Consider the following 24,473-nt stretch of genomic DNA (forward strand, 5'->3'; position numbering starts at 1 on the left):
CGTGTCATGGGGGGCTGAAGCCGCTGATTTACGCGATTTCCCTCCGATTCACCAGTGTCAGCTGCCGCTTTTGGCGCTGCTTTTGCCCCGGCAGGCGTTTCGCGCGGCCTCGAGCGCGGCGGAGAAGCCCTTCAGCGCGTAGCGGTCCGTCACCTGCGTGCCGCGCCGGGAGGTGGCGACCACCTCCACCGCGCTGCCGCCGCGCAGGGCGGTGATGATGGCCGCGTCCGCCCCCGCGTTCTCCGCCCAGGCCGACTCTCCCTGCGGCAGCAGGGTGAAGCTGCGCGACCCCGCCTTCAAGGTGACGGGCGCGCCCGCGTCGATGGGAAAGCCGGTTTCCACATAGACCTGTCCGTCGATGCCCCGGTCCGGCCAGATGCCGACGCTCAGCGCCGCCGCCCCGCGCCGGATGCTGCCGCCGGCGCTGGTCCTGATCGAGGCGGGCGGGCTGACGATGTAGCAGCGCGGGGCACTTCCCTCCTCGCGGAAGGCGCCCCAGTCCCCATAGGCGCCGATCGCCTTCGGGGCCGCCGCTGCCGGGGTCCCAGGCATCATCACCGCGAGCGTGACGGCCGCCAGGCGCGCGCTAACTGATGTAAAAAGACCACGAGAACGGAGCATATGGCCCGGAGCTTCCCAAGAGCGGCAAAAAAAGTTGAATCGCGGTTCGGGATTGTGTTGCATTCGCCGTCCGAATTTCCGCGCTTCCAGCTATTCCAATCCCGATAGAGGAGGGGGAATAATGAGTAAAGTCTACTCTGACGCGGCCGCGGCCCTCGACGGGCTGTTGTTCGACGGCATGACCATCATGTCCGGCGGCTTCGGTCTGTGCGGCATTCCAGAGCACCTCATCGCCGCCCTGCGCGACAGTGGCGTGAAGAATCTGACGGTCATCTCCAACAACTGCGGCGTCGATGACTTCGGCCTTGGCCTGCTGCTCAAGACCCGCCAGATCCGGAAGATGATCTCGTCCTATGTGGGCGAGAACAAGGAGTTCGAGCGCCAGTACCTCTCGGGCGAGCTGGAGCTGGAGTTCAACCCGCAGGGCACGCTGGCCGAGCGCATCCGCGCCGGCGGCGCGGGCATTCCCGCCTTCTACACCGCCACCGGTTACGGGACGATCGTGGCCGAAGGCAAGGAGACGCGGGAGTTCAACGGCCGCCACTATGTGATGGAGACCGGCCTGACGGCGGATCTGGCCATCATCAAGGCGTGGAAGGCGGATACGGAAGGCAACCTGGTGTTCCGCAAGACCGCCCGCAACTTCAACCCCATGATGGCGATGGCGGGCAAGGTGACGGTTGTCGAGGTGGAGGAGCTGGTGCCCGTCGGCAGCCTGGACCCGGACCACATCCACACGCCTGGCATTTTCGTCCAGCGCATCGTCAAGGGCACGCATTTCGAGAAGCGCATCGAGCAGCGCACGGTTCGCAAGCGGGAGGTGGCGTAACATGGCCTGGACACGTGATGAACTGGCGGCCCGCGCCGCCCGGGAACTGAAGGACGGTTTCTACGTCAACCTGGGCATCGGCATTCCGACGCTGGTGGCCAACTACATCCCCGAGGGCATGCACGTGGTACTCCAGTCGGAGAACGGCATGCTGGGCATGGGGCCCTTCCCCTACGAGGGCGAGGAAGACCCGGACCTCATCAACGCCGGCAAGCAGACCATCACCGAGCTGCCCTACAGCAGCTATTTCTCCTCCGCCGACAGCTTCGCCATGATCCGCGGCGGCCACGTGGACCTCACCATCCTCGGGGCGATGGAAGTGAGCGAGGGCGGCGACCTTGCCAACTGGATGGTGCCCGGCAAGCTGGTGAAGGGCATGGGCGGCGCCATGGACCTGGTGGCGGGCGCGAAGCGGGTGGTTGTCGTCATGGAGCACACCGCCAGGGACGGCTCGCCCAAGTTCAAGCCCCGGTGCGAGCTGCCGCTGACCGGAGTTGACGTCGTTGATATGCTGATTACAGACATCGCCGTGTTCAACCGGCCCGCCAAGGGGCAGCGGTTCCAGCTGATCGAACTGGCCCCCGGCGTCACGGTGGACGAGGTGAAGGCGAAGACGACCGCCGCCTTCGAGGTGGCATTGGAGATGGCATGAGCATTACCCTTTGGCACAACCCCCGCTGCAGCACGTCCCGCAAGGCGCTCGGTTTTCTTCAGGAGAAGGGTGTGGAGCCGGTGCTGCGGCTCTACCTCGAGGACGCGCCGAGCCTTGAGGAGCTGAAGGCCGTCGCGGCCCTGCTGCCGGGGGGCGTGCAATCGCTGGTGCGCTGGAAGGAGCCGGAGGCGGCGGCGCTGAAGGGGGCGAGCGACGCGACGCTGCTCGCCGCCATGGCCGGGACGCCCCGGCTGATCGAGCGGCCGGTCGCCATCGGCAACGGCAAGGCCCGGGTGGGACGCCCGCCCGAGACGGTGCTGGAAACCCTCGCCGAATAGGGGCTCATGCGCGCAAACGCTTGACCAAAACGCCGTTTCGGTAGAAATATCCACAGCTTTATGGGGGGCAAATCCTATATTTAGGGTGTCTGCTGGCAGGGCCTCCGATATGCTGTGTCGGTATAGGAACCGGGCCGTAAAAATCGGCTTCGCAGAATGAGGGATCGATGAGAGTAACGGTCGAACGGGCGGCAGTTTTGAAGGCTCTCGCCCACGTTCAGTCGGTGGTTGAACGCCGTAACACCATTCCCATTCTGTCGAATGTGCTGATCGAAGCCGAGGACGACGGCCTGCGCCTGATGGCGACAGACCTCGACCTGCAGGTGGTCGAGATGGTGCCGGCCACCACGGTGCAGCGCGGCGCGACCACGGTGTCGGCCCACACCATCTTCGACATCGTCCGCAAGCTGCCGGACGGCTCGCAGATCGAGCTGACGCTGGCCGATGGCCGCCTGTCGGTTGCGGCCGGGCGCTCGCGCTTCCAGCTGGCGACGCTGCCGCGCGACGACTTCCCCATCTTCTCCGAAGGCGACCTGCCGTTCGGCTTCACCATTCCGGCGGCGACGCTGCGGCAGACCATCGACCGCACCCGCTTCGCCATTTCCACCGAAGAGACCCGCTACTACCTGAACGGCATCTTCATGCACGTGACGGATGAGGCGAAGCCCGCGCTGCGCGCCGTCGCCACCGACGGCCACCGCCTCGCCCGCGTCGCCATCGAGCGGCCGGAAGGCGCGGACGGCATGCCGGACGTGATCATCCCCCGCAAGGCGGTGGCGGAAATCCGCAAGCTGCTCGACGAAATGGACGGGGACGTGCGCGTCACCCTGTCCCAGTCCAAGATCCGCTTCGCCTTCGACAGCGCGGTGCTCACCTCCAAGCTGATCGACGGCACCTTCCCGGACTACAGCCGCGTCATCCCGACGGCGAACGACCGCCTGCTGCGCATCAACGCCAAGGAACTGGCGGCGGGCGTGGACCGCGTCTCCACCATCGCCACCGAAAAGACCCGGGCCGTGAAGCTGAGCCTCGACACCAACAAGGTAACCCTCTCCGTCACCTCGCCCGAGGCCGGCACGGCAGCGGAGGAAATCTCGGCCGAATACAGCGCCGGCCCGCTGGAAGTGGGCTTCAACTCCCGCTACCTGCTGGACATCCTCAGCCAGATCGAAACCGAAACCGTCGAGGTGCACCTGGCCGACGCCGCCTCGCCGACGCTCATCCGCGAAGCCGCGGACTCGCCCGCCATCTTCGTGCTGATGCCGATGCGGGTGTGAGTTCGGGGGCGTGCAAACTTCTATCGTTTAAAGGGTTTTCTTGCAGGGGGTCTTGACCCCCTGCACCCCCTTCGTCTCAAAGGGCCGTGTCCTTGCACAAAGGGCGCGGCCCTTTCCGTTTCCCGATTTTTGAAACAGGGCCGCACCCGGTCTCCGCCGACAGCCTTTCCCCGTGCCGCGTTCAGCGGGCTTGTTTGCTGCATGATTTCACGGAGCAGGTGCGGTGCGTTTCTCCGGCTTGCGCTGTGGCTGCGGCCGCGTGCGGCCGATTGAAGCCCTCCCGATTGCAGAGAAGGGCCGTGCGGCCGTGACCGGGTGCGTCCCGACAAACGAAGGGGGGATCGAAAGGGGGTCACAGACCCCCTTTCCACTCAGACGTCCACTCCAAACTCCGCGCAAAACCCCCGGTGCCACCCCCCGTCCTTGCCGCGTGGCGGCCGGGCGGCTAGAGAGCATGTCATCATGACTGCTCCTTCCGCCACCTGGGTATCGCGGCTGCTGCTGACCCGTTTCCGGTCCTATGCCGAGGCCAGCCTCGAGACGGGGCCGGAGCCTGTGGTGCTGGCCGGGCCGAACGGGGCGGGCAAGACCAACATTCTGGAGGCGGTGTCGCTGTTGTCGCCGGGGCGCGGGCTGCGCGGCGCCACCTATCGTGAGATGGAGCGGGAGGGGGATGCGCCCGGCTGGGCGGTTGCGGCCCGGCTGGCGGGCCGCCATGGCCAGACGGATGTGGGCACGGGCACCACGGCCGAGGCGCGGGACCGCCGCCAGCTGCGGATCGACGGCACGCCGGCCACCAATGCGGATCTGCTGTCGGTGGTCAACGTGCTGTGGCTGACGCCGGCGATGGACCGGCTGTTTGTCGAGGGGGCCTCCAACCGCCGCAAGTTCTTCGACCGGATGGTGCTGGCGCTGTACCCGGACCATGCGGGCCATGTGGCGCGCTATGAGGCGGCGATGCGCGAGCGCGGGCGTCTGCTGGCGGAGGGGCGGGCGGACCCGGCGTGGCTGTCGGCCTTGGAGCGCAAGATGGCCGAGCATGGCGTGGCGGCGGCGGCGGCGCGGCGCGATGCGCTGGGGGCGTTGCAGCGGCTGATCGCGGTGGACGGGCAGGACCCGTTCCCCAAGGCGGTGCTGGCGCTGGAGGGCGAGGTGGAGGCCCGTCTCGACACCGCCAAGGCGCTCGATGTGGAGGAATGGCTGGCCGAGGCGCTGGCCCAGCGGCGGGCGGCGGACCAGCTTTCCGGCCGGGCGGGTTGCGGCATTCACCGCACCGATCTGGTGGTGACGCATGCGGCCAAGGCGATGCCGGCCGGAAGATGCTCAACCGGCGAGCAAAAAGCACTGCTGATCGGTTTGGTCTTGGCCCAGACACGGCTTGTGGCAGAACTGACAGGGCGCTGGCCCCTTCTTTTATTGGATGAAGTCGCGGCACATCTGGACGCGGGGCGTCGTGGCGGGCTATTTGACATATTGATGAGCATGGGTGTGCAGGCGTGGATGACCGGAACCGACGCCGACGTATTCGTCGGGCTCAAGGGGCGTGCACAGCTCTGGACCATTGAAGCCGGTAAACCCACCCGGCTTGCATTCTAGTACGAGGAAGCATCGTGACTGATGAGACGCTGCCGTCGAACGACAGCTATGGCGCGGAATCCATCAAGGTTCTGAAAGGCCTGGATGCCGTTCGCAAGCGGCCGGGCATGTACATCGGCGATACCGAGGACGGCTCGGGCCTGCATCACATGGTCTTCGAGGTGACGGACAACGCCATCGACGAGGCCCTGGCGGGCTGGTGCGACCGGATCGACGTGATCCTCAACCCGGACGGCTCGGTCACGGTGCGCGACAACGGCCGCGGCATTCCGACGGACATCCACCCGGAGGAGGGCGTCTCGGCGGCCGAGGTCATCATGACCCAGCTGCACGCGGGCGGCAAGTTCGACCAGAACAGCTACAAGGTCTCGGGCGGTCTGCACGGCGTGGGCGTCTCGGTGGTGAACGCGCTCTCCGAGTGGCTGGAGCTGCGGATCTGGCGTGACGGCAAGGAGCATTTCATGCGCTTCCGTCACGGCGAGCCGGAGGCGCCGCTGGCCGTGGTGGGTGATGCGGGCGTGGACGAGCAGGGCCGCGAGCGGCGCGGCACCGAGGTGACGTTCCTGCCCTCGCCGGCCACCTTCAAGGTCACGGAGTTCGACTTCGCCCGGCTGGAGCACCGCTTCCGCGAGCTGGCGTTCCTCAACTCGGGCGTGCGCATTTACGTCACCGACGACCGCCACGCCGAGCCCAAGACGATCATGCTGCATTACGAGGGCGGCATTCAGGCCTTCGTGAAGTACATCGACCGGGCCAAGCAGGCGCTGCTGCCGAACCCCATCGCCATTCGCGGCGAGCGGGACGGCATCGGTGTGGACATCGCGCTCCAGTGGAACGACAGCTACTACGAGCAGGTGATGTGCTTCACCAACAACATCCCGCAGCGGGATGGCGGCACCCACCTGGCGGCGTTCCGCGCGGCGCTCACCCGCACGCTGAACAGCTACGCCGACTCCTCCGGCCTGATGAAGCGCGAGAAGGTGGACCTCTCGGGCGAGGACATGCGCGAGGGTCTCACCGCCATTGTCTCGGTCAAGGTGCCGGACCCCAAGTTCTCCAGCCAGACCAAGGACAAGCTGGTCTCCTCCGAGGTGCGCGCGCCGGTGGAGAGCCTGCTGTCGGAGAAGCTCGCCGAGTGGCTTGAGGAAAACCCGGCGCTTGCCCGCACCGTCGTTCAGAAGATCGTCGATGCGGCCGTCGCCCGCGAGGCCGCCCGCAAGGCGCGCGAGCTGACCCGGCGCAAGGGCGCGCTGGATGTCGCCTCGCTGCCCGGCAAGCTGGCGGACTGCCAGGAGCGCGACCCGGCCAAGTCCGAGCTGTTCCTGGTGGAGGGTGACTCCGCCGGCGGCTCGGCCAAGCAGGGCCGCAACCGCACCTTCCAGGCCATTCTGCCGCTGCGCGGCAAGATCCTGAACGTGGAGCGGGCGCGGTTCGACAAGATGCTGTCGTCGAAGGAAATCGGCACGATGATCTCGGCGCTCGGCACCGGCATCGGGCGGGAGGACTTCGACCTCTCCAAGCTGCGCTACCACAAGGTCGTCATCATGACCGACGCGGACGTGGACGGCGCGCACATCCGCACCCTGCTGCTCACCTTCTTCTACCGCCAGATGCGCGAGCTGATCGAGGCGGGCCACCTCTACATTGCCCAGCCGCCGCTCTACAAGGTGACCAAGGGCCGCTCCGAGGTGTACCTGAAGGACAACGCGGCGCTGGACAACTATCTGGTGGACGCCGGCCTTCAGGACGCGGTGCTGGTGACCGCAAACGGCCAGCGCGGCGGCGAGGACCTGCGCCATCTGGTGCAGCATGCCCGCCGCATCCGCACGCTGCTGGACTATGTGCCGACCCGCTACAACCTGCTTCTGGTCGAGGAGCTGGCGCTGACCGGCGGTCTCGACCCGGCGCTGGCGGGCAACACCGAACAGCAGGCGGCGCAGGCCCGCAAGGTGGCCGAGCGTCTCAACGCCTGGGATGAGGCGGAGTGGACCGGCGAGGCGGCCCACGGCGGCGGCTACCATTTCATCCGCACATCGCGGGGCGTGGCCGATCACTACGTCATCGACCGGGGCCTGCTCATCTCGGCCGAATCCCGCAAGCTGCACGCGGCGGCGCAGGAGGAGGCGGAGAGCTACGTCCAGCCCGCCATGCTGGGCGACGCCACCATCCGCCGCCCGACCGACCTGCTCAACCGCGTCATGGCGGTGGGCCGCAAGGGCCTCGCCATCCAGCGCTACAAGGGTCTGGGCGAGATGAACCCGGAACAGCTGTGGGAGACCACGCTCGACCCGGCCAACCGCTCCATGCTCCAGGTGAAGATCGACGATGCCAACGCGGCGGACGAGATGTTCACCAAGCTGATGGGCGACGTGGTGGAGCCGCGCCGCGAGTTCATCCAGGACAACGCGCTGACCGTGGCGAACCTGGACGTCTGATTTTGCGTCTTGCAGGAGGGTCGCGGACCCTCCGGGCAACCTCCCGTTCGATCAAAGGGCCGTGTCCTTCAGGAAGGGCGCGGCCCTTTTCCTTTGGCCGCGTTTCGGGAGGGCGCGGGAAACACGGCCCGAAAAACGAACAGGGGGGCGCAGGGGGAACAGGTTCCCCCTGCAGGTACCTTGCCCCCCCTTACGCCGCCGCGAGCCCCAGCTGGCGGCGGATGCGGTCCAGCATGGCGGCGAGGCTGCCGGTGCGGTCGCTGAGGCGGCAGAGGACGAGGGCGCCCTGGATGCGGGCGATGATGTCATCGGCTTCGTCCATGGCCTCCGCCTCGGGGCGGCCCAGTTCTTCCAGCGCGCGGGCGATGAGCTTTTGCCAGGCGTTGTGGGTGTTGCGGATGTCCCGGCCGAACAGGGGCAGGGCGTCGCCCAGCGTCAGGGTGTTCATCAGGCAGGCGGGCGACTCGGTGCCGTAGAAGGCGGCGACGCCGTCCAGCATGGCGACGAGGCGTTCGTGCGCGGAGGCGTCGGTTTGGAGGGGCTTGAGGATCAGGCTGGCGAAGCGCCGCCCGGCCTCGGCCAGCGCGGTGCGGCCCAGTTCGGGCTTGCCGCCCGGATAGCGGTGGTAGAGGCTGGCCTTGGCGATGCCGGTTGCTGCCGCCAGATCGGACAGCGAGGCGCCGTCGTAGCCCTTGTGTTTGAAAACCCGGATCAGGCCGTCCACGATGCTGGTATCGCGGGCGGCGGCGTCCTTGACGATTGGCCGCGCCATCTGCTTCTCCCCCCTGAAGCCTTTCTGGCCTGACCCGAACGGTCGGCCACGGAACTCACAGATCATCATAACCGAACGGTCGGTTATGGGGAAGGGGTGGGCGACGCACCCCCGGGCGACCGCCTTCATTTTGACCAATTCAAGGCGTTACGTGCCCCGGCAATCCAATTCATGGCCGGTTCAGCAGCACCATGAGATGGCGGGCCGGACTTGGGGCGGTGCCGGACTTGAGGCGGTGCCGGGATCGGGCCGGGGATGACGATGCTCAACTTGCCGACAGCGCGAATGCACGGTAGCGATTGTGCCGCATGACCAGAAATAACGACTCCCAGCGCGCCTCCGGGCGCGGACCGTCGGCGCAGCGCCGCAAGGGCCGGGGTTTCCTGAAAACCGCCCTGGCTGTCGTGTGCGGTATCGTGCTGCTTGCCGCGATCGGGCTCGGGGCGGCCGTCGGCATCGCCGTGCAGTCGCTGCCCAGCTTCGAGGCGCTGAAGACCCAGCCGCGCGGCCAGATGATCGTCATCAAGGCCATGGATGGCTCCACCATCGTCACCATCGGCCCGTCCTATGGCGAGTGGCTCACCTCCAGCCAGCTGCCGGACACCATCAAGACCGCCATGGTCGCGATCGAGGACCGCAAGTTCTACCGCCACGTGGGCATCGACCCCGAGGGCATTGTCCGCGCCATGGTGCGCAACCTTCAGGCCGGGCGCAGCGTGCAGGGCGGCTCCACCATCACCCAGCAGGTGGTCAAGAACCTGTTCCTCACCAACGAGCGCTCCTACGCCCGCAAGGTGCGCGAACTGGTGCTGGCGCTGGCGATGGAGTCGCGCTTCAGCAAGGACCAGATCCTGGAGCTTTACCTGAACCGGGTCTACTTCGGCGGCGGCGCCTATGGCGTCGATGCGGCCTCGCGCAAGTTCTTCGGTCATTCGGCCCGCAGCCTCAGCCTGACGGAGGCGTCCATCATCGCCGGTCTGGTCAAGGCCCCGACGCGCTACGCGCCTTCGTCCGACCCCGAGAGGGCGCGGGAGCGCGCCCGCATCGTGGTGGCGGCGATGGTGGACAACGGCGACATCACCCCCGCCGCGGCGGAGCGGATTGATCTGGCCGCGGTGCGCTTCGCCCGCCAGCCGCGCGAGAACAACGTGCGCTACTTCACCGACTGGGTGCTGGAGCAGCTCGACACCCTCACCGACGAGACCGTGGAGCCGCTGGAGATCGAGACCACGCTCGACCCCAAGGCCCAGCGCGCGGCGGAGCGGGCGCTGGCGGAGAACGCGCCCGAGGGCGTGCAGGGCGCGCTGGTGGCGCTCGGCCACGACGGCGCGGTGCGGGCCATGGTGGGCGGCCGCGACTATGTGTCGAGCACCTACAACCGGGCGACCGTGGCCCGCCGTCAGCCGGGCTCGGCGTTCAAGCTGTTCGTCTACCTGGCGGCGCTGGAGGCGGGCGTGCGCCCCACGGACGTCTACATGGACGAGCCCGTCACCATCAACGGCTGGTCCCCCTCCAACAGCACCCGCACCTTCAGGGGGCCGGTGACGGTGGAGCAGGCCTTCGCCCAGTCGCTCAACACCGTGGCGGTGCGCATCGCCGACGAGGTGGGCTTCGACCGGGTGGCCTCCATGGCCCGCCGCTTCGGCATCACCACGCCCGTCGCCACCACCCCCGCCATGGCGCTGGGCACGTCGGAGGTGCGGGTGATCGACCTGACCACCGCTTTTGCCGCCGTGGCGCGCGGCGGTGTCGAGGTGCGCCCCTACGGCATCCGCACGGTCAAGACCATGAAGGGCAAGGTGCTCTACCAGTACCAGCCCGAGGCCCCGCGCGAGCTGGTCTCGCCCGAGGTGGCCGCCAACATGACCCGCCTGCTCCAGGCGGCGGTGCAGACCGGCACGGCCCGCCGCGCCGACATCGGCCGCCCGGCGGCGGGCAAGACCGGCACCACCCAGTCCAACCGCGACGGCTGGTTCCTCGGCTTCACGGCGGACCTGACGGCGGGCGTGTGGCTGGGCCGCGACGACAACAAGGCCGTGCGCGGCATGGCGGGCGGCGCGGCACCGGCAAAGGTGTGGGCGGCGTTCATGCGCGAGGCGACGGAAGGCCTGCCGGTGCAGCCGCTGTTCGTGGACGCCTCCGGCGTCGACGGGGGCGAGCCCGATGCGGAAGCCTACGGTCTCGTGGAGGCGGGCGAGCTGATCGCCTCGCCGGGCGAGGAGGGCTACACCCTGCCGGACGGCACGCCGGTTCCGGCGCCCGACGGCGCGGTGGCGGAAGCGCCCCGGAACGAGCCCCAGGCGCCGGGCCAGCAGACATCCGACGCGAGCGCCGCATCCGCTCCGGTCGCGGCCTCGGCCCCGGCGCCGCAGCAGGCCGCGCCGCGCCTCGACGACGCCTGGCTCAGGAGCGTGCTGGAGGACAACACCCGGGCCGGCCGCGCGGCGACCGCCGGTGCGGCCAGCGCCGCCTCAAACGCCAATCCGATGTAGCGAACTGCCGTGCGCGCGCAGCCAGGCGCGCGCCGGGGCGACCGGGCCGCCGTAGAGCTCGGCGTTGAAGGCCCAGAACGCGGCGCTGTGGTCCATGTGGCGCAGGTGGGCGACCTCGTGCGCCACCACATACTGGCGCACGAACGCGGGCGCGCAGATCAGCCGCCAGGAAAAGCGGATCTTCTTCTGCCACGAACAGCTGCCCCAGCGCGCGCCGGGGTCGCCGATGGAGACGTCCGCCACCGTGAGCTGGTGCCGGGCCGCCAGCGCGAGGGTGCGCTCGGTCAGGTCCTTCAGCGCCGCGTCCTTGAGGAAGCGGGCGACGCGCACCGGCACATGCGCCTCCGGCCCGCCGACGATCAGCCTGTTGCCCACGCGCACCGCGCGCCGGCCCGCCTTTTCCTCCCATTCCACCACCAGCTCCTCCCCGTCGAAGGGGATGCGGCTGCCGTGGCCCACCGTCTGGACGGCGGGCCAGCGGGCCAGCGCCTCGGCGATCCAGTCGTGGCGCTCGTCGACGAACGCCATGCCCCGGGCCAGCGAGACCCGCTTGGGCAGGCTGAGGCGGAACACGCCCTTGTGGGGCAGGGAGGTGAGGATGATGCGGCGGGCGCGCGGCACCCGGTGGATCTCCAGCGGGATGGTGCGCCCGGCGACGGTGAGTTCGCGGCGTTCGACGGTCACGGTTCCTCGTCGAGGATATGGTCCTCAAGCGGCCCGGCGAACCGTTCGGAGACGGTCCAGCCGCACACCGACGCGCCGCTTTTCACCGTGGAGAGCGGGTCGCCCGTCACCAGCGGATGCCACGGCGGCAGATCCTCGCCCCGCGCCACCAGCCGGTAGGCGCAGGTCCGCGGCAGCCACGGAAGCCGCCGCACGTCCCGCGGGGTCAGCTTGAGGCAGTCCGGCACCAGCCGCTTGCGCTGGGCGTAGTTGCTGCACCGGCCGGTGTCCAGGTCGAGGAGGCGGCAGGCCACGTTGGTGTGGGCGATCTCGCCGGTGTCCTCGTACTCCAGCTTGTGCAGGCAGCATTTGGCGCAGCCGTCGCAGAGGGACTCCCACTCCTCGGTGGACATGTCCTCAAGGCGCTTGCGCTTCCAGAAGGGACTTTGTTCGGTCATCCGGCCAGTTCGCCCAGCCGCCGGGCGATCTCCGCCGGCGGCGTGTTGGAGGTAAAGTGAGCCTCGTATGCCCCCTCGGGGCTGATGAGGTATATAAGCGCCGTGTGGTCCATCAGGTAATCGCTGGACCCGTCGTCCTCACGCTTGACCGCATACACCCGGTAGGCCTGCTTGGCTGCCTCGATCTGACCGGGCGTGCCGGTGAGGCCCACCAGCCTGGGGTGGAACAGGCTGACGTAGTCCTTGAGGGCGGCCACGGTGTCCCGCTCCGGGTCGATGGTGATGAACAGCGGCTGGATGGCCGCCGCCGCCTTCGGGTTCTGCTCCTCCAGCGTGGTCAGCGCCAGCGACAGGTTCTGCAGGTCGCCGGGGCACACGTCCGGGCAGTAGGTGTAGCCGAAGTAGACCAGCAGGTGCTTGCCCGGCCAGCTCTTCTCGGTCACCGGCTGGCCGTCCTGGTTGACCAGGCTGAACGGCCCGCCGATGGGCACCCGGCCGTCGGCGCCCGGCTGGCCCGCGCGCCAGGTCTGCCAGACCAGTATGCCCGCCACCATGCACAGCCCCGCCAGTGCGGCGACGATGATGGGAAAGGAAATGGTGCGCTTCGCTGCCATGGCGGCCCCGTTCTGCCTGACTGGGATGGATCGAGGGGTATACCGCCCCTTCTCCACCCGATATATAAAATCCAGGATGTCACGGAGAGGATAAAATGACGCGTATGTTGGGGCGACTGCTTCCGGTCGTTGCGGCTACCGTGCTGGGAGCGGTTGCGCTCTCGTCACCGGCGATGGCGGAAATTGGTGGACCGTCCTTCCAGTTCATGAAGGCGGTGAAGGACAAGGACCTGTTCAAGGCCAACACCCTGCTGAACGAGCCGGGCGCCGCAATCATCGACTACCGCGACCCCGACACGGGCGACGGCGCGCTCCACATGGTGGTGAAGCGGCGCGACCTCCAGTGGGTGAACTACCTGCTCTCCCGCGGGGCCAACCCCAACATTGAAGACCGGGACGGCAACACGCCGCTCATTCTGGCCGCCTCGCAGGGGTTCACCGACGGCGTGCGGACGCTCATCGAGTTCAAGGCGGACGTCAACTACCGCAACCGCGCGGGCGAGACGGCGCTCATCAAGGCAGTGCAGGCGCTGAACGCGCCGGTGGTGCGCCAGCTTCTGGAAGCAGGGGCCAAGCCGGAGCTGACGGACCACGTGACAGGCTATTCGGCCATCGACTATGCGGAGCGCAACCGCCGGGCCGGTGCGATCCTGCGCCTCCTGAAATCGCCGCCCAAGGCCGCGGAGTAGGGCGGCGGGGCAAGGCCGCGCGGGAGGCGGCAGGCCGCCTTCCGCGGGTCGAAGCGTTACAGCCCGGGGGTGCCTCTCCGTGCCCGCGGGGAACAAAATGTCGCAACGGCGGCTTAACGACTGAAATGGCGGAGCGTTCTCCTGTAGTTACCCATATCGAGAGAAGGCATTGATGGCGTATAGCGGAGCTGTGACGCACGACCGAGACCAGACCGAGACGGCAACCGGACCACTGGTGCTGGGACTGCCGGGCGTGCGGGTCCGCACCCTGCTGACGATCCGCTGGATCGCCATTGCCGGCCAGTTCGTCACCCTCGTCATCGTCGGGCTGGTCCTCCAGTACCCCCTGCCGTTATGGCCCACGCTGGCGGCGCTGGCGGCGAGCGTCGCCGTCAACCTCGGCTCCTCGCTGCTGCACCCGGCCAAGGCCTACCTCACCGGGCGGGAGGCGACGGTCCACCTGGCGTTCGACGTGCTCCAGCTTTCCGTGCTGCTGTACCTGACCGGCGGCCTTACCAACCCCTTCGCCATGCTCATTCTGGTGCCGGTCACCATCTCCTCGACGCTGCTGTCGCTGCGGAACACGGTGTTCCTGTTCCTGCTGGCCACGGTGTGCCTCACCGTGCTGGCCTTCACCTCGCTGCCGCTGCCCTGGCCGGGCGAGCCGCTGACGCTGCCCGTCCCCTACCGGGTGGGCCAGTGGATGGCGCTGGTGTTCGGCATGGGCTTCCTCGCCGCCTATGCCTGGCAGGTCTCGGCGGAAGGGCGGCGGCGGCAGCTGGCGCTGGTCGCCACCCAGACGGCGCTGGCGCGGGAGCAGAAGATGTCGGCGCTGGGCTCGCTGGCGGCGGCGGCCGCGCACGAGCTGGGCGGGCCGCTCGGCACCATCACCCTCATCGCGCGGGAGCTGGACGACCAGCTGGGCAACGACCCGGACTTCGGCTCCGACGTGCGCCTGCTCCGGGACGAGGCGGCGCGCTGCCGGGAAATCCTCGTCGGCATCGCCCGCCGCGCCGAGGCGGAGCAGCCCTTCCCCGAGCTGCCGCTGGACGCGGTGGCGCAGGAGGTGTTCCAGCCGTTCGAGGGGCGGGGCATCACGCTGTCGGTCACCTACGCCAGCCGCGATCCGGCCCGGCGGCCGGTCTCCGTCGCCCGCTCGCCCGAGCTGATCCACGGCCTCAACAATCTGGTGTCCAACGCCGTCCGCCACGCCCGCAGCCGGGTGGAGGCGGAGATCACCGACGACCGCGACGTCGTCTGCCTGACGATCCGGGACGATGGAGACGGCTTCGATCCCGTGCTCCTGCCCCGGCTGGGCGAACCCTACCTCGGCCCGTCCCAGTCCGGCTCGGGCGGAACCGGCCTCGGCATTTTCATTGCCACAACCCTGCTGGAGCGCACCGGCGCGACGCTCACCTTCTCCAACCGTCCCGAAGGGGGCGCGCGGGTGGACGTCTGCTGGCCGCGCCACGCCTTCAGCGCAGAGGAGACCCAATCATGACTTCGGTTGCCAAGGACGACATGAGCCTCTTGCTGGTGGACGACGACGCGGCATTCCGGCAGCGCCTGGCGGTCACCCTGGAGCGGCGCGGGTTCGCGGTGAACACGGCCACCGGCGTCGCCGAGGCCCGCAAGCTGGCGGCCCAGCTCAAACCCGCCTTCGCGGTCGTCGACATGCGGCTGGAAGACGGCAACGGCCTCGACGTGGTCTCCGACCTGCGCCAGCTGCGCCCGGACATCCGCGCCATCATCCTCACCGGCTACGGCAACCTCGCCACCGCCGTCGCCGCGGTCAAGACCGGCGCCGTCGACTACCTCGCCAAACCCGCCGACCCGGACGACATCGTCAAGGCCCTGCTGGCGGAAGAAGGCGAACGCCCCGCTCCGCCGGAGGAACCCATGTCCGCCGACCGCGTCCGGTGGGAACACATCCAGCGCGTCTACGAACTGTGCGGCCGCAACGTCTCGGAAACCGCCCGGCGGCTGAAGATGCACCGCCGCACCCTCCAGCGCATCCTCTCCAAACGCTCGCCCCGCTGAGGACGGAAAGCCGGGGGAGAAAAGAAGGGACCACACACCCTGCCGCTCCGCCACGCACCGAGAGCGTTTTCTGGAGCGTCTTTTGTTTTTTGTTTTCCCTATGCAGGAGGGTCTTGGACCCTCCTGCACCTCCCTTTCGTTTTTCGGGCCGTGCGTGGGTCAAGGGAGGTGCGAACGGGTGTTTGTTTGACAGGGACGCGCCTGTCTCTCCCGTCGATGCGGGCCTCCCGGCCATCCCGGCAGGCTCTTCTGCTTCTGCCAGGCGCGGCCCCTTGATGTGAAAAGATATCGGGCCGCGTTTCCAGCACGCACCGGAAACGAGTCCCGATAAACTCAAGGGAGGTGCAGGAGGGGCAAGCCCCTCCTGCAATCTTTCAATCCTTCAATCCTTCAATCCTGCAAGGCGACGCACCCCCTCACGGGCGGAGTGCGTCAGTCGGCGTTCTGGTGCAGCCACCAGTTCTGTTCGTTGATGGAGTAGATGGGCCGGTAGTGGACGATGGCCTTGTCCGGCATCACTTCCTTGATCTGGTTGTCGAGGATCAGCCAGCCGTTGCCTTCGCGCACGGCCAGCACCGCGTGGGGCACGCCGAGGTTGAGGTCCTGGAGCACGACGATGCGCATGTCTTCGGGCGGAACGCCTGCCGCTTTCAGTGCCATGTACTTGGCGATGGCGAAGTCCTCGCAGTCGCCCGCGCCCCGCGCCAGGAACTGGTCCACTGTGGCCCAGTAGTCGTTGACGCCCCAGTTTTCCCGGTCGGTCACGTAGCGCACGCGGTTCATGGTGTCGTTGACGAGGCGCAGCTGGGTGGCCCGGTCCTTGCCTTTGAGGCTTTCCATCAGTGCGGACCACGAGGGCCGGGCGCAGCCGGCGGGCGAGTCCGGGCGGCATGCGCCGCTGTTCGCCAGCGCCGCCGCGCCGGGGGCGGGGCCGGAGGTTTCGTCCGCTGCGGCCGGGCGGGCGTTGCGTGCCAGCATGTCGGTCCACTTGCGGAAGGTGCCGATGTTGGAGTGGCGCGTCTCGCTGCTGCCGAAAATGCCCGAGGGCGCTGCCAGGGCCTGGAACGGCATAGCCCCCAGCAGTACAGCGGCGAGGATGACCTTACGCATGGTTCCGTTCATCGAGCAAAGTGGTTTATACTCCGTCAACATATGGGAGGCGGGGCGTGGCATTATCCAAGCTGAATAGCGAAAACGATGGTCTCGGGCGCCAGGTCTGGGTGTGGCTGGCGGGTGTGGCGGTTCTCTTTGTCGTGGGGCTGATCCTCGCTTTCCTGGTGGCGGGCCGTGACCGGGACCGCCAGATCCAGCTTCTCGAACAGGAGATGGCGCTTGCCGCCAGCGGCCGCGCGCAGGCGGTCAGTGTCTGGCTGAACGAGCAGCGGGGCGTTGTGGACCGTCTCGCGGCCAATCCGGCTGTCGCCATCTACGCCATGGGGGCGCAGGAGCCCGCCGCCGTGCGGGGCGCCGCCGTGGGCGCGGGGCAGGCGGAATATCTGGCGCGCCTCCTGGAGACCACCGTCGCCCAGACCGGGTTTGCCGAGGCGACGCCGCCGCGCCGCGCCAATGTGGAGCTTCCGGTTGCGCCGGGCCTTGCCATTCTCGGGCGCGACGGCCGCGAGATCGCCAGTTTCGGCGGCCCGCTGCCGGAGGCGCAGGCGGCCCTGCCGCGGGCGGCGGAGGGCGTCACGGTCACCGATTACGGCGTCCGGCTGGGCGAGCAGTATGCCCTCTCTTTCCTGGCGCCGGTGCCCGAGCCGCAGGGCGGCGAGCCTGTCGCCTATGTCTACGGCGTGCGCGCCCTTGCCGATGTGGAGCGGGTGCTGACCACTGCGTCCGAGCGGTTCCAGTCCGTCCGCGCGGGGCTCTATGTCCGAGGCGGCGCGGATGGGGCGGACGGGGCCCTCGTCCGGGGCAACCCGGACCGGTTGCCGACGCCTGCCCAGCTTGCCGCCATGGCTGCCGCGCCCGGCCGCCTGCACGACTATGGCAACACGCTGGTCATGGTGCAGCCGGTGGCGGGCACGCCGCTGTTTCTGGTGCGCGCCATCGATTCCGGGGAAGCGCTGGGGCCGGTCAACCTCCAGTGGCGGCTGCGCCTTCTCGCGCTGCTGGCGCTGGTGGCGCTGGTGACGGCGCTGATCCTGCTCGCCTGGCGGCACGGGGCCTCCAAGCGGGCGGCCCAGTCGGCGGCTGTCGCGCGCGAGACCGCCGAGCGCGAGGCGCGGCTGCGCGCCTTCCTCTCCACCGTTGCCGACCGCCAGCCGACGCTCATCGCCGTGGTGGATCAGGACGGGTTGCTGCGTTTCTCCAACGCCCGCCTGCGCGCCTGGCTGAACGCGGGCGAGGACGCCCACGGCGTGCCGCTCGCCCGCCTGTTCGGCGAGGCCGGGCCGGCCATTGCCGACCTGCTCGCCCAGGCACGCACGGCGGAGGCGGCCGAGGCGCTGGTGGACCTGAAGGACGCCGACGGCGCGGTGCGCCGCCATCAGGTGGAGGCGGTCGCCATGCCCGAGGGCGAGACGCTGCTCGTCGCCCATGACATCACCGAGCTGCTGGCCGAGCGCGCGCGGCGGGAGGCCAACATGGCGGCGCTGGTGCTGGCGCTGACCGGCCTCATCGACGCCCGCGACCCCGGCAGCCGCCACCACTCCGAGAAGGTGTCGGCCGTGGCGGCGGCGGTGGCGGCGGAGCTGGGCCTCGATGCGCAGGCGGTCGAGACCGTGCGGCTGGCGGGCCAGCTCATGAACCTCGGCAAGATCATGGTGCCGCGCCGCATCCTCACCAAGGAAGGGCCGCTCACCGAGGAGGAGCGGGCCATCGTGCGCGCCTCGCTGGCGCAGAGCGCGGGCATCCTCGCCAACGTGCCGTTCGACGGGCCGGTGGCCGAAACCGTGGCCGGGGTGGACTCCCCGTCGCCCTCGCCGCTCTCCCGCGTGCTGCGCCTCGCCAACGCGCTGGTGGGCATGGTCAGCCCCCGCGCCTTCCGCAACGCCCTGCCGCTGGACGAAGCCCTCGCCCTGCTGCGCCGGGACGCCCAGCCGGAAGACGCCCAGATCCTCTCCGCCATGGCCCACGTGATCGACAACCGCGGCGGCCGCGAGATCCTGGAGGTGTGATTGGTTTTTGCAGGAGGGTCTCGGACCCTCTGCAAAAAATCATGAAAACACCGGACTCCTACCCCTCGAACCCGGGGTTCATCTGGAAGAACAGCCGGTGGGCGGCGTGGCGGGCGAAGCGCAGGGTTTCGGCCTTGCGGCGGGCGGCGCTGAGGGGTGTGCAGGCGGCGGGGCGCAGGATGGCGGCCTCGAAGCGGTCGGCGACGATGAGCCCGGCGCGTTCGGGCAGGAAGGCGGGGGTGTGGAAGTCGTCGAGGGGGAAGCCGGCCGGCACGGCGAAGTAGAAGTCGTCGCAATAGTCCAGGTATTCCGGCCACTTGGCGTCGCCGCGCAGGTCGGCGAGCGAGACCTTGATTTCCACGAGCGTGATTTGGCCCTTGCGGGAGAGGCCGGCCACGTCGGCGCGGCGGCCGTTGCCCAGCGGGAATTCCGTCAGGGCGGCGCATCCCATGCGGTAGAGCAGGCGGCTGACGCCCCGCGCCACGTCACGGGCGTCGAGGAGCCGGGCGGCGGGAGAAGGGGCGTCGGGCATGGGCCCAGTGTATCAGATCAAACCGGGAACAAAAGCCCGGTTCAGGCTTCGATCTCGCTCAGGCCCGTCAGGCGGTGCAGCGGCGCGATGAACTGCGCGTGGGTGATGTTGTCGTGGGGCACCGGCCCGAGTGCAAGGATGCGGTCCAGGCTCTCCACGTGGGCCTCCACCACCGGCAGTTCGTCCGGCGCGCCGGCCTTGAGGCGCAGGTAGGCGCACAGCGAGCGGCCGGCCTCGGTCATCAGCGGGTGGCCGAAGCTGGAGCCCATGCCCTTGATGTTGTGGGCGATTTCCAGAATCCGCTGGCGGGCGTCGTCCCCCGGGCAGCGCTCCTGCCGCCAGGAGTCCACCAGATGGCGCAGCTGGGCCACGGCGTCCGCGGTCCACGCCTTGTAGCTGTTCACCAGCTCGGCGCTGGCGTAGCTGGCGGCGGTTCGGTCAGACATCGGTTTCCACGCTGGTTTCTGGACGCATGTCCTGTTCTGCCTGCTGGAGGATGGTCGGCGCAACCGGGAATAGAGCGAAACGGATCATGAAGCGATCACCGCTTCGTCGAGAAAGTTTTCGGGCCGGTCCGTCTCCAGCTCCACGACCCACAGGTCCGGGTCGAACCGGCGCTGCTTCTCGATCAACGCATCAGCCTCGGGCGGGTTGACCGGCTCGGCTCCGGTGAGGGCGAGCCAGGCCTTGTCGCCATTCTGCCGAAGGGTCGCGCCGAACAGGCGGCACCGGCCGTCGCGGTGGTGGGCCAGCAACAGCACGGCCCCGGCCTCGTCATAGCCGTGGCGGATCACCGTTGCGGGTACGCCTTCCGCATTGCACCGCCGCACCAGCGCGGAGACCCAGAAGCGAGTCGTCAGGCGCGGCAGCATCATCATGCCCGGGCTTCCCGGGGCGCCGGGAAACCGAGGGAGGCGGCCCGCCTGCCGAGTGCGGCCAGCACGTCGTCTTCCGGGTCCGTGAAGGCGAGGCCGTGGGCCGGGCCCGATGACCAGGCGATCCGCGCCGCCAGCGGCCGGCTGTCGGGCAGCACCACCCGCAGCGCCGCCCCTGCGGCCAGCGGCAGGTCCAGCTCCACCAGCATTCCGGCGGGCGTCACGTTTTTCACCAGGCATTCCAGCTTGTGGCGGGCGATTTCCACAGTCCCCTTCCACAGCACCGGCCGCCGGCGATAGCGACGCTGATCGCTGCCGCTTCCCGGCGAGGAAGAAGTCTTGTTCGTCGCGTTCATTTTCAAACCCCTGCTGGGGGGAGAATAGGACATTTTGTTGCCGAATGCCACTCGCCCCGGATTGACACCCGTTCGACGGCACGAGATAGTCTGAACCATCCAAGGGGTGCCCCGGCAGGGGGCTGAGATACCGCCAAACCGGCAACCATCAGGCCAGCGGAACGCTGGTGCGAATGACAGACCGGGGCGCGGGAACCCTTAGAACCTGATCCGGATCATACCGGCGGAGGGATGGAGCAAACCGGGGGGCGTCGTTCGTTCTCCCCCGGCCTCATACCCGGCAATGGGGTCCGGATCTCTCGGCATCGCCAAGGAGAGGTCCCCGATGAACAAGCCTGTATCACCCAGGGAGTTGAGTGTTACCACCGGCCCGATCGCCGGTTCGCGCAAGATCTACGTGAGCGGCGAGAACTGCGCCGCCATGCGGGTGCCCATGCGCGAGATCGCGCTGCACCCGAGCGCCAACGAGCCGCCGGTCGTGGTCTACGATACCTCCGGCCCCTACACCGACCCGAACGTCGAGATCGACATCACCAAGGGCCTGCCGCGCATCCGCACGCCCTGGATCGAGGGGCGCGACGACGTGGAAGCCTATGACGGCCGCCACATCAAGCCGGAAGACAACGGCTTCGCCGAGGGCAAGCATCTGGTGCCCGAGTTCCCGGTGCGCCACCGGCCGCTGCGGGCCAAGCCGGGCAAGGTGGTCACCCAGCTGGCCTATGCCCGCGCCGGCATCGTCACGCCCGAGATGGAGTTCATCGCCATCCGCGAGAACCTGGGCCGCCAGAAGCTGAAGGAACAGCTCCAGCGCGACGGCAACCCGATGGGCGCGCAGATCCCCGACTACATCACGCCCGAATTCGTGCGCGACGAGGTGGCGCGCGGCCGGGCCATCATCCCGGCCAACATCAACCACCCGGAAACCGAGCCGATGATCATTGGCCGCAACTTCCTGGTGAAGATCAACGCCAACATCGGCAATTCGGCCGTCACCTCGTCGGTGGCGGAAGAGGTGGACAAGCTGGTCTGGGCCATCCGCTGGGGCGCGGACACGGTGATGGACCTCTCCACCGGCCGCAACATCCACAACATCCGCGACTGGATCATCCGCAACTCGCCGGTGCCCATCGGCACCGTGCCCATCTACCAGGCGCTGGAGAAGGTGGGCGGCATCGCCGAGGAACTGACGTGGGAGATCTTCCGCGACACCCTCATCGAGCAGTGCGAGCAGGGCGTGGACTACTTCACCATCCACGCGGGCGTGCGCCTCGCCTACGTGCCGCTGACCGCCGAGCGCACCACCGGCATCGTCAGCCGCGGCGGCTCGATCATGGCCAAGTGGTGCCTCGCCCACCACAAGGAGAATTTCCTCTACGAAGCGTTCGAGGAAATCTGCGACATCATGCGGGCGTATGATGTCTCCTTCTCGCTGGGCGACGGCCTGCGCCCCGGCTCCATCGCCGACGCCAACGACGCCGCCCAGTTCGGCGAGCTGGAAACGCTCGGCGAGCTGACGAAGATTGCCTGGGCCAAGGACTGCCAGGTGATGATCGAAGGGCCGGGCCACGTGCCCATGCACAAGATCAAGGAAAACATGGACAAGCAGCTGGCGTGCTGCGGCGAGGCCCCGTTCTACACGCTCGGGCCGCTCACCACGGACATCGCGCCGGGCTACGACCACATCACCTCCGCCATCGGCGCGGCGATGATCGGCTGGTTCGGCACCGCCATGCTCTGCTACGTCACGCCCAAGGAACACCTAGGCCTGCCCGACCGCAACGACGTGAAGGACGGCGTCATCACCTACAAGATCGCCGCCCACGCGGCCGACCTCGCCAAGGGACACCCCGCCGCCCGCCTGCGCGACGACGCCATCAGCCGCGCCCGCTTCGAGTTCCGCTGGGAGGACCAGTTCAACCTCTCGCTGGACCCGGATACGGCCCGCGAGTTCCACGACGAAACCCTGCCGAAGGAAGCACACAAGGTCGCCCACTTCTGCTCCATGTGCGGACCCAAGTTCTGCTCCATGAAGATCAGCCACGACATCCGCGAGGCCGCCAAGGGCCAGAACGACGTGGCCACAGGCGGCACAGGCCTCGACCCGCTCGCCGGCATGGAGGAAAAGTCCCGCGAATTCCGCGAGAAAGGCGCGGAAATCTACCAGCCGGTGCCGTAAGGGGCTCCTCGGAAGGGGGCTCGAAAGGGAGCTCGAAAGGGAGATCGAAAGGGGAAAGTTACGCAGGGGGATCTTGATCCCCCTGCACCCCCAATTCGTTTTTAAGGGCCGTGTCCTGCAGAAAGGGCGCGGCCCTTTTTTGTATCGGGGTCAGGGAATGAGCCGGGTACGGGCAGGCGGGCGCACGTGTTCCATGGGCCCTTTATTGGAACGCGCCCTGCCGGAAGCGTTGCGCCTGCTCCTTAAAATCATTCAAGGGCTTAGGCCTTCGGCACGCGGGTTGCCGCTGGCGGAGGTGGCGACGGAGATAGCGACGGAGATGCGAGGGGCAGTAGGGCGCCTGCGCTGGCCGCCTGCACGTCCGTATTGCCCCCTGTGGCTTCGGGCGCACCCAGCAGGAGAGGCCCGGTAGCCCCCTTCGGTCGGCGGGCGCATCGGCTGCGGCCGGGTGCGGCGCGAAAAACGAATGGGGTGCAGGGGACTGAGTCCCCCTGCAATCCTGAATTGCACGCCTCCGCGTGCTGGGGACCAAGTCCCCTGCATTTTTGAACTGCGCGCCTCCGCGCGCGGGGGGTCCAAGTCCCCTGCAAAAAAAGACAGAAAAAACAAACTATTGGACAGAAGGCCCCTGGATACGATCAGGGCCCGGTTGGTGGACCGGGCCCTGCAAGGTTCTGCGTGTGGTTTTGTCTGCGGGCTTGTGTCAGGCGGCCTTTTGCTGCCCGTGTGCGGTGAGCAGGGCGTAGAGGGCGTCGCTGGAGGACGAGCCTCGCAGTTTGGCCACGGCGGCCTGGTCCCGGAACAGGCGGGACACCCGGGCGAGGGCCTTGAGGTGTTCCGCGCCTGCGTCTTCCGGGGCCAGCAGGAGAAAGACCAGATCGACAGGCTTGCCGTCGAGCGAATCGAAATCGATGGGGGATTCGAGTTGCATGAACACGCCCATCACCGATTGCACCGAGGGCAGCTTGGCGTGCGGAATGGCAATGCCGCCGCCGAGCCCGGTGGAGCCGAGGCGTTCGCGTTCCAGGATGGCTTCCAGAACGCGGCGTTCGTCCAGTCCGGTCAGTTTGCTCGCTTGCGCCGCAAGGTGGCTCAGCAGTTGTTTTTTCGATGTCGCTTTGACACCGGCAAATACAGCGCCGGGGACAAGCAAATCCGCGAGTTCCATTTCGATCTTTCTCGCTCGTCAATCAAAACCGCCCCTCCGGGCGGGGTCCATGCATACGCGGCGCTCCGGTCAGGCCGGGGTCGCCTGGTGCTGCTTCTGGGCCTGTTGCTGCAACTGGGGTTCTACCCATCCAATATTACCGTCTGCGCGACGATAGACCATAGCCAGCTGGCCATTGCCAGCATTTCGGAACATGAGTGCGGGTGTCTGGCGCATATCGAGGATCATGACGGCGTCGGACACGGAGACTTCCGGGATCTGCTCCAGGGTTTCGGCCACGATGACCGGGTGGTCTTCGCCCGCGTCTTCCTCCTCCTCGGTGGCGGGCTGGAGAATGGTATAGGTGGCGTTGGCCAGGGCCGCGCCGTTGCGGTCCATGTTGTGGTCGTCCTTCAGCCGCCGCTTGTAGCGCCGCAGCTGCTTCTCGAGGCGTTCGCTGGTGAAGTTGAACGCGGCGTACGGATCAAAATCGGTCGCCTCGGCCTTCAGGAACACGCCCTGACGCAGGTACATCTGGCAGTCGAGGCGGAAGCCGTGGCCGCGCGCTTCCCGTGCCAGGGTGACAGTCGCGCTGATCGCCCGCGGGAAGTACTTTTCCGCCAGTTGGCTCAGGCGTTGTTCCACATGGGTACGGAAGGCATCGCCTACATCGACCTGATGACCAGAGACGCGAATGTCCATAGCACTCTCCTTGGTTGGTCCTTGGGGCAACGGCTTCCCGGGTGAAGGGGGAGCCGCGCCGTCGCAGAGGGCGAAAGGGACGGGTTCCGC

At 68.1% G+C, this 24,473-nt stretch carries 24 protein-coding genes and 1 riboswitch; of the genes, 12 read left to right on the forward strand and 12 right to left on the reverse strand.

Annotated features, from left to right (window positions below; translation table 11 throughout):
- Positions 1-57: 57 nt before the first annotated feature.
- On the reverse strand, positions 58-555 hold the full coding sequence (locus tag ACSJJU_RS05010) for an invasion associated locus B family protein (RefSeq protein WP_435914113.1): 498 nt from the start codon (positions 553-555) through the stop codon (positions 58-60).
- Between the two features lie 187 nt (positions 556-742).
- Here ACSJJU_RS05010 and ACSJJU_RS05015 point away from each other — a divergent pair, with 187 nt between their 5' ends.
- From ACSJJU_RS05015 to gyrB, 6 genes are all read left to right on the forward strand, one after another.
- Positions 743-1,450, forward strand: coding sequence for a CoA transferase subunit A (locus tag ACSJJU_RS05015; protein ID WP_435914114.1), 708 nt, complete (start codon positions 743-745; stop codon positions 1,448-1,450).
- A gap of 1 nt (position 1,451) precedes the next feature.
- Entirely contained in the window at positions 1,452-2,102 is a 651-nt protein-coding gene (locus ACSJJU_RS05020; protein WP_435914116.1) for a CoA transferase subunit B, read from the forward strand.
- Positions 2,099-2,440 (forward strand): arsenate reductase family protein, encoded by a 342-nt coding sequence (locus ACSJJU_RS05025; protein WP_435914117.1) that lies wholly within the window; start codon positions 2,099-2,101, stop codon positions 2,438-2,440. Before ACSJJU_RS05020 ends, ACSJJU_RS05025 begins: the two co-directional genes overlap by 4 nt.
- Before the next feature lie 167 nt (positions 2,441-2,607).
- A complete protein-coding gene (dnaN, locus tag ACSJJU_RS05030; RefSeq protein WP_435914118.1) occupies positions 2,608-3,717 on the forward strand; it encodes a DNA polymerase III subunit beta in 1,110 nt (369 codons plus the stop codon).
- A 462-nt stretch (positions 3,718-4,179) separates the two neighbouring features.
- Complete coding sequence (recF, locus tag ACSJJU_RS05035; RefSeq protein WP_435914119.1) at positions 4,180-5,313, forward strand: DNA replication/repair protein RecF; 1,134 nt, start codon at positions 4,180-4,182, stop codon at positions 5,311-5,313.
- A gap of 11 nt (positions 5,314-5,324) precedes the next feature.
- The gene (gene gyrB / locus ACSJJU_RS05040) at positions 5,325-7,748 is read left to right on the forward strand and encodes a DNA topoisomerase (ATP-hydrolyzing) subunit B (RefSeq protein WP_435914383.1); all 2,424 of its coding nucleotides are present in this window, start codon (positions 5,325-5,327) and stop codon (positions 7,746-7,748) included.
- A 190-nt stretch (positions 7,749-7,938) separates the two neighbouring features.
- On the opposite strand, the gene ACSJJU_RS05045 is transcribed toward gyrB, so the two are convergent.
- On the reverse strand, positions 7,939-8,520 hold the full coding sequence (locus ACSJJU_RS05045; RefSeq protein ID WP_435914120.1) for a TetR/AcrR family transcriptional regulator: 582 nt from the start codon (positions 8,518-8,520) through the stop codon (positions 7,939-7,941).
- A 308-nt stretch (positions 8,521-8,828) separates the two neighbouring features.
- Between ACSJJU_RS05045 and ACSJJU_RS05050 the strand changes: the two genes are divergently transcribed.
- Positions 8,829-11,012: a transglycosylase domain-containing protein gene (locus ACSJJU_RS05050; RefSeq protein ID WP_435914121.1), complete on the forward strand. Its 2,184-nt coding sequence runs from the start codon at positions 8,829-8,831 to the stop codon at positions 11,010-11,012.
- Here the strand turns inward: ACSJJU_RS05050 and ACSJJU_RS05055 are convergent.
- The 3 genes from ACSJJU_RS05055 to ACSJJU_RS05065 are packed head-to-tail and all read right to left on the reverse strand — an operon-like array spanning position 10,992 to position 12,747.
- Positions 10,992-11,696, reverse strand: coding sequence for a M48 family metallopeptidase (locus ACSJJU_RS05055; RefSeq protein ID WP_435914122.1), 705 nt, complete (start codon positions 11,694-11,696; stop codon positions 10,992-10,994). The two genes, ACSJJU_RS05050 and ACSJJU_RS05055, sit on opposite strands and share 21 nt — an antisense overlap.
- Positions 11,693-12,133: a YcgN family cysteine cluster protein gene (locus ACSJJU_RS05060; RefSeq protein ID WP_435914123.1), complete on the reverse strand. Its 441-nt coding sequence runs from the start codon at positions 12,131-12,133 to the stop codon at positions 11,693-11,695. The genes ACSJJU_RS05055 and ACSJJU_RS05060 overlap by 4 nt, the downstream gene beginning before the upstream one ends.
- Positions 12,130-12,747 carry an SCO family protein gene (locus tag ACSJJU_RS05065; RefSeq protein ID WP_435914124.1) on the reverse strand — a complete coding sequence of 206 codons (618 nt, stop codon included), beginning with the start codon at positions 12,745-12,747 and terminating at the stop codon, positions 12,130-12,132. The genes ACSJJU_RS05060 and ACSJJU_RS05065 overlap by 4 nt, the downstream gene beginning before the upstream one ends.
- Positions 12,748-12,842: 95 nt before the next feature.
- Between ACSJJU_RS05065 and ACSJJU_RS05070 the strand changes: the two genes are divergently transcribed.
- The 3 genes from ACSJJU_RS05070 (at position 12,843) to ACSJJU_RS05080 (ending at position 15,476) form a co-directional block, all read left to right on the forward strand.
- Positions 12,843-13,436 carry an ankyrin repeat domain-containing protein gene (locus tag ACSJJU_RS05070; protein ID WP_435914125.1) on the forward strand — a complete coding sequence of 198 codons (594 nt, stop codon included), beginning with the start codon at positions 12,843-12,845 and terminating at the stop codon, positions 13,434-13,436.
- Positions 13,437-13,608: 172 nt separating this feature from the next.
- Positions 13,609-14,937 carry an ActS/PrrB/RegB family redox-sensitive histidine kinase gene (locus tag ACSJJU_RS05075; protein ID WP_435914127.1) on the forward strand — a complete coding sequence of 443 codons (1,329 nt, stop codon included), beginning with the start codon at positions 13,609-13,611 and terminating at the stop codon, positions 14,935-14,937.
- Positions 14,934-15,476, forward strand: coding sequence for an ActR/PrrA/RegA family redox response regulator transcription factor (locus ACSJJU_RS05080; protein ID WP_435914128.1), 543 nt, complete (start codon positions 14,934-14,936; stop codon positions 15,474-15,476). Before ACSJJU_RS05075 ends, ACSJJU_RS05080 begins: the two co-directional genes overlap by 4 nt.
- Positions 15,477-15,908: 432 nt before the next feature.
- Here ACSJJU_RS05080 and ACSJJU_RS05085 read toward each other — a convergent pair whose 3' ends face one another.
- Positions 15,909-16,586 carry a transglutaminase-like cysteine peptidase gene (locus tag ACSJJU_RS05085; protein ID WP_435914129.1) on the reverse strand — a complete coding sequence of 226 codons (678 nt, stop codon included), beginning with the start codon at positions 16,584-16,586 and terminating at the stop codon, positions 15,909-15,911.
- 56 nt (positions 16,587-16,642) lie between these two features.
- Between ACSJJU_RS05085 and ACSJJU_RS05090 the strand changes: the two genes are divergently transcribed.
- Positions 16,643-18,595 (forward strand): HD-GYP domain-containing protein, encoded by a 1,953-nt coding sequence (locus ACSJJU_RS05090; protein ID WP_435914130.1) that lies wholly within the window; start codon positions 16,643-16,645, stop codon positions 18,593-18,595.
- Between the two features lie 58 nt (positions 18,596-18,653).
- Here the strand turns inward: ACSJJU_RS05090 and ACSJJU_RS05095 are convergent, their stop codons facing one another.
- From ACSJJU_RS05095 to ACSJJU_RS05110, 4 genes are all read right to left on the reverse strand, one after another.
- A complete protein-coding gene (locus ACSJJU_RS05095; RefSeq protein ID WP_435914132.1) occupies positions 18,654-19,127 on the reverse strand; it encodes an MmcB family DNA repair protein in 474 nt (157 codons plus the stop codon).
- Positions 19,128-19,168: 41 nt separating this feature from the next.
- Positions 19,169-19,573, reverse strand: a complete 405-nt coding sequence (locus tag ACSJJU_RS05100) for an Hpt domain-containing protein (RefSeq protein WP_435914133.1) — start codon at positions 19,571-19,573, stop codon at positions 19,169-19,171.
- Positions 19,574-19,657: 84 nt separating this feature from the next.
- The gene (locus tag ACSJJU_RS05105) at positions 19,658-20,005 is read right to left on the reverse strand and encodes a DUF1491 family protein (RefSeq protein ID WP_435914134.1); all 348 of its coding nucleotides are present in this window, start codon (positions 20,003-20,005) and stop codon (positions 19,658-19,660) included.
- Complete coding sequence (locus tag ACSJJU_RS05110) at positions 20,002-20,358, reverse strand: PilZ domain-containing protein (protein ID WP_435914135.1); 357 nt, start codon at positions 20,356-20,358, stop codon at positions 20,002-20,004. The genes ACSJJU_RS05105 and ACSJJU_RS05110 overlap by 4 nt, the downstream gene beginning before the upstream one ends.
- Positions 20,359-20,450: 92 nt before the next feature.
- Positions 20,451-20,607, forward strand: a riboswitch (TPP riboswitch).
- Positions 20,608-20,683: 76 nt separating this feature from the next.
- On the opposite strand from ACSJJU_RS05110, the gene thiC reads away from it, so the two are divergent.
- Positions 20,684-22,534 carry a phosphomethylpyrimidine synthase ThiC gene (gene thiC / locus ACSJJU_RS05115; RefSeq protein WP_435914137.1) on the forward strand — a complete coding sequence of 617 codons (1,851 nt, stop codon included), beginning with the start codon at positions 20,684-20,686 and terminating at the stop codon, positions 22,532-22,534.
- 703 nt (positions 22,535-23,237) lie between these two features.
- On the opposite strand, the gene ptsN is transcribed toward thiC, so the two are convergent.
- Both ptsN and hpf read right to left on the reverse strand, forming a co-directional pair.
- Positions 23,238-23,702: a PTS IIA-like nitrogen regulatory protein PtsN gene (gene ptsN, locus ACSJJU_RS05120; RefSeq protein WP_435914138.1), complete on the reverse strand. Its 465-nt coding sequence runs from the start codon at positions 23,700-23,702 to the stop codon at positions 23,238-23,240.
- Between the two features lie 69 nt (positions 23,703-23,771).
- The gene (gene hpf / locus ACSJJU_RS05125; RefSeq protein ID WP_435914139.1) at positions 23,772-24,383 is read right to left on the reverse strand and encodes a ribosome hibernation-promoting factor, HPF/YfiA family; all 612 of its coding nucleotides are present in this window, start codon (positions 24,381-24,383) and stop codon (positions 23,772-23,774) included.
- Between the last annotated feature and the right edge of the window lie 90 nt (positions 24,384-24,473).

This window comes from Pedomonas sp. V897, from assembly GCF_051304405.1.
GTDB lineage: Bacteria > Pseudomonadota > Alphaproteobacteria > Sphingomonadales > Sphingomonadaceae > Pedomonas.

Bases quoted from the DNA above. Each gene is read 5' to 3' on its own strand.
- ACSJJU_RS05065 (WP_435914124.1), bottom strand. From the start codon at position 12,747: ATGGCAGCGAAGCGCACCATTTCCTTTCCCATCATCGTCGCCGCACTG.
- ACSJJU_RS05060 (WP_435914123.1), bottom strand. From the start codon at position 12,133: ATGACCGAACAAAGTCCCTTCTGGAAGCGCAAGCGCCTTGAGGACATG.
- ACSJJU_RS05085 (WP_435914129.1), bottom strand. From the start codon at position 16,586: ATGCGTAAGGTCATCCTCGCCGCTGTACTGCTGGGGGCTATGCCGTTC.
- ACSJJU_RS05105 (WP_435914134.1), bottom strand. From the start codon at position 20,005: ATGATGATGCTGCCGCGCCTGACGACTCGCTTCTGGGTCTCCGCGCTG.
- ACSJJU_RS05020 (WP_435914116.1), top strand. From the start codon at position 1,452: ATGGCCTGGACACGTGATGAACTGGCGGCCCGCGCCGCCCGGGAACTG.
- ACSJJU_RS05070 (WP_435914125.1), top strand. From the start codon at position 12,843: ATGACGCGTATGTTGGGGCGACTGCTTCCGGTCGTTGCGGCTACCGTG.
- ACSJJU_RS05015 (WP_435914114.1), top strand. From the start codon at position 743: ATGAGTAAAGTCTACTCTGACGCGGCCGCGGCCCTCGACGGGCTGTTG.
- dnaN (WP_435914118.1), top strand. From the start codon at position 2,608: ATGAGAGTAACGGTCGAACGGGCGGCAGTTTTGAAGGCTCTCGCCCAC.
- ACSJJU_RS05075 (WP_435914127.1), top strand. From the start codon at position 13,609: ATGGCGTATAGCGGAGCTGTGACGCACGACCGAGACCAGACCGAGACG.
- ACSJJU_RS05095 (WP_435914132.1), bottom strand. From the start codon at position 19,127: ATGCCCGACGCCCCTTCTCCCGCCGCCCGGCTCCTCGACGCCCGTGAC.
- ACSJJU_RS05050 (WP_435914121.1), top strand. From the start codon at position 8,829: ATGACCAGAAATAACGACTCCCAGCGCGCCTCCGGGCGCGGACCGTCG.
- ACSJJU_RS05010 (WP_435914113.1), bottom strand. From the start codon at position 555: ATGATGCCTGGGACCCCGGCAGCGGCGGCCCCGAAGGCGATCGGCGCC.
- ptsN (WP_435914138.1), bottom strand. From the start codon at position 23,702: ATGGAACTCGCGGATTTGCTTGTCCCCGGCGCTGTATTTGCCGGTGTC.
- ACSJJU_RS05100 (WP_435914133.1), bottom strand. From the start codon at position 19,573: ATGTCTGACCGAACCGCCGCCAGCTACGCCAGCGCCGAGCTGGTGAAC.
- ACSJJU_RS05080 (WP_435914128.1), top strand. From the start codon at position 14,934: ATGACTTCGGTTGCCAAGGACGACATGAGCCTCTTGCTGGTGGACGAC.
- ACSJJU_RS05025 (WP_435914117.1), top strand. From the start codon at position 2,099: ATGAGCATTACCCTTTGGCACAACCCCCGCTGCAGCACGTCCCGCAAG.
- ACSJJU_RS05045 (WP_435914120.1), bottom strand. From the start codon at position 8,520: ATGGCGCGGCCAATCGTCAAGGACGCCGCCGCCCGCGATACCAGCATC.
- recF (WP_435914119.1), top strand. From the start codon at position 4,180: ATGACTGCTCCTTCCGCCACCTGGGTATCGCGGCTGCTGCTGACCCGT.
- thiC (WP_435914137.1), top strand. From the start codon at position 20,684: ATGAACAAGCCTGTATCACCCAGGGAGTTGAGTGTTACCACCGGCCCG.
- ACSJJU_RS05110 (WP_435914135.1), bottom strand. From the start codon at position 20,358: ATGAACGCGACGAACAAGACTTCTTCCTCGCCGGGAAGCGGCAGCGAT.
- hpf (WP_435914139.1), bottom strand. From the start codon at position 24,383: ATGGACATTCGCGTCTCTGGTCATCAGGTCGATGTAGGCGATGCCTTC.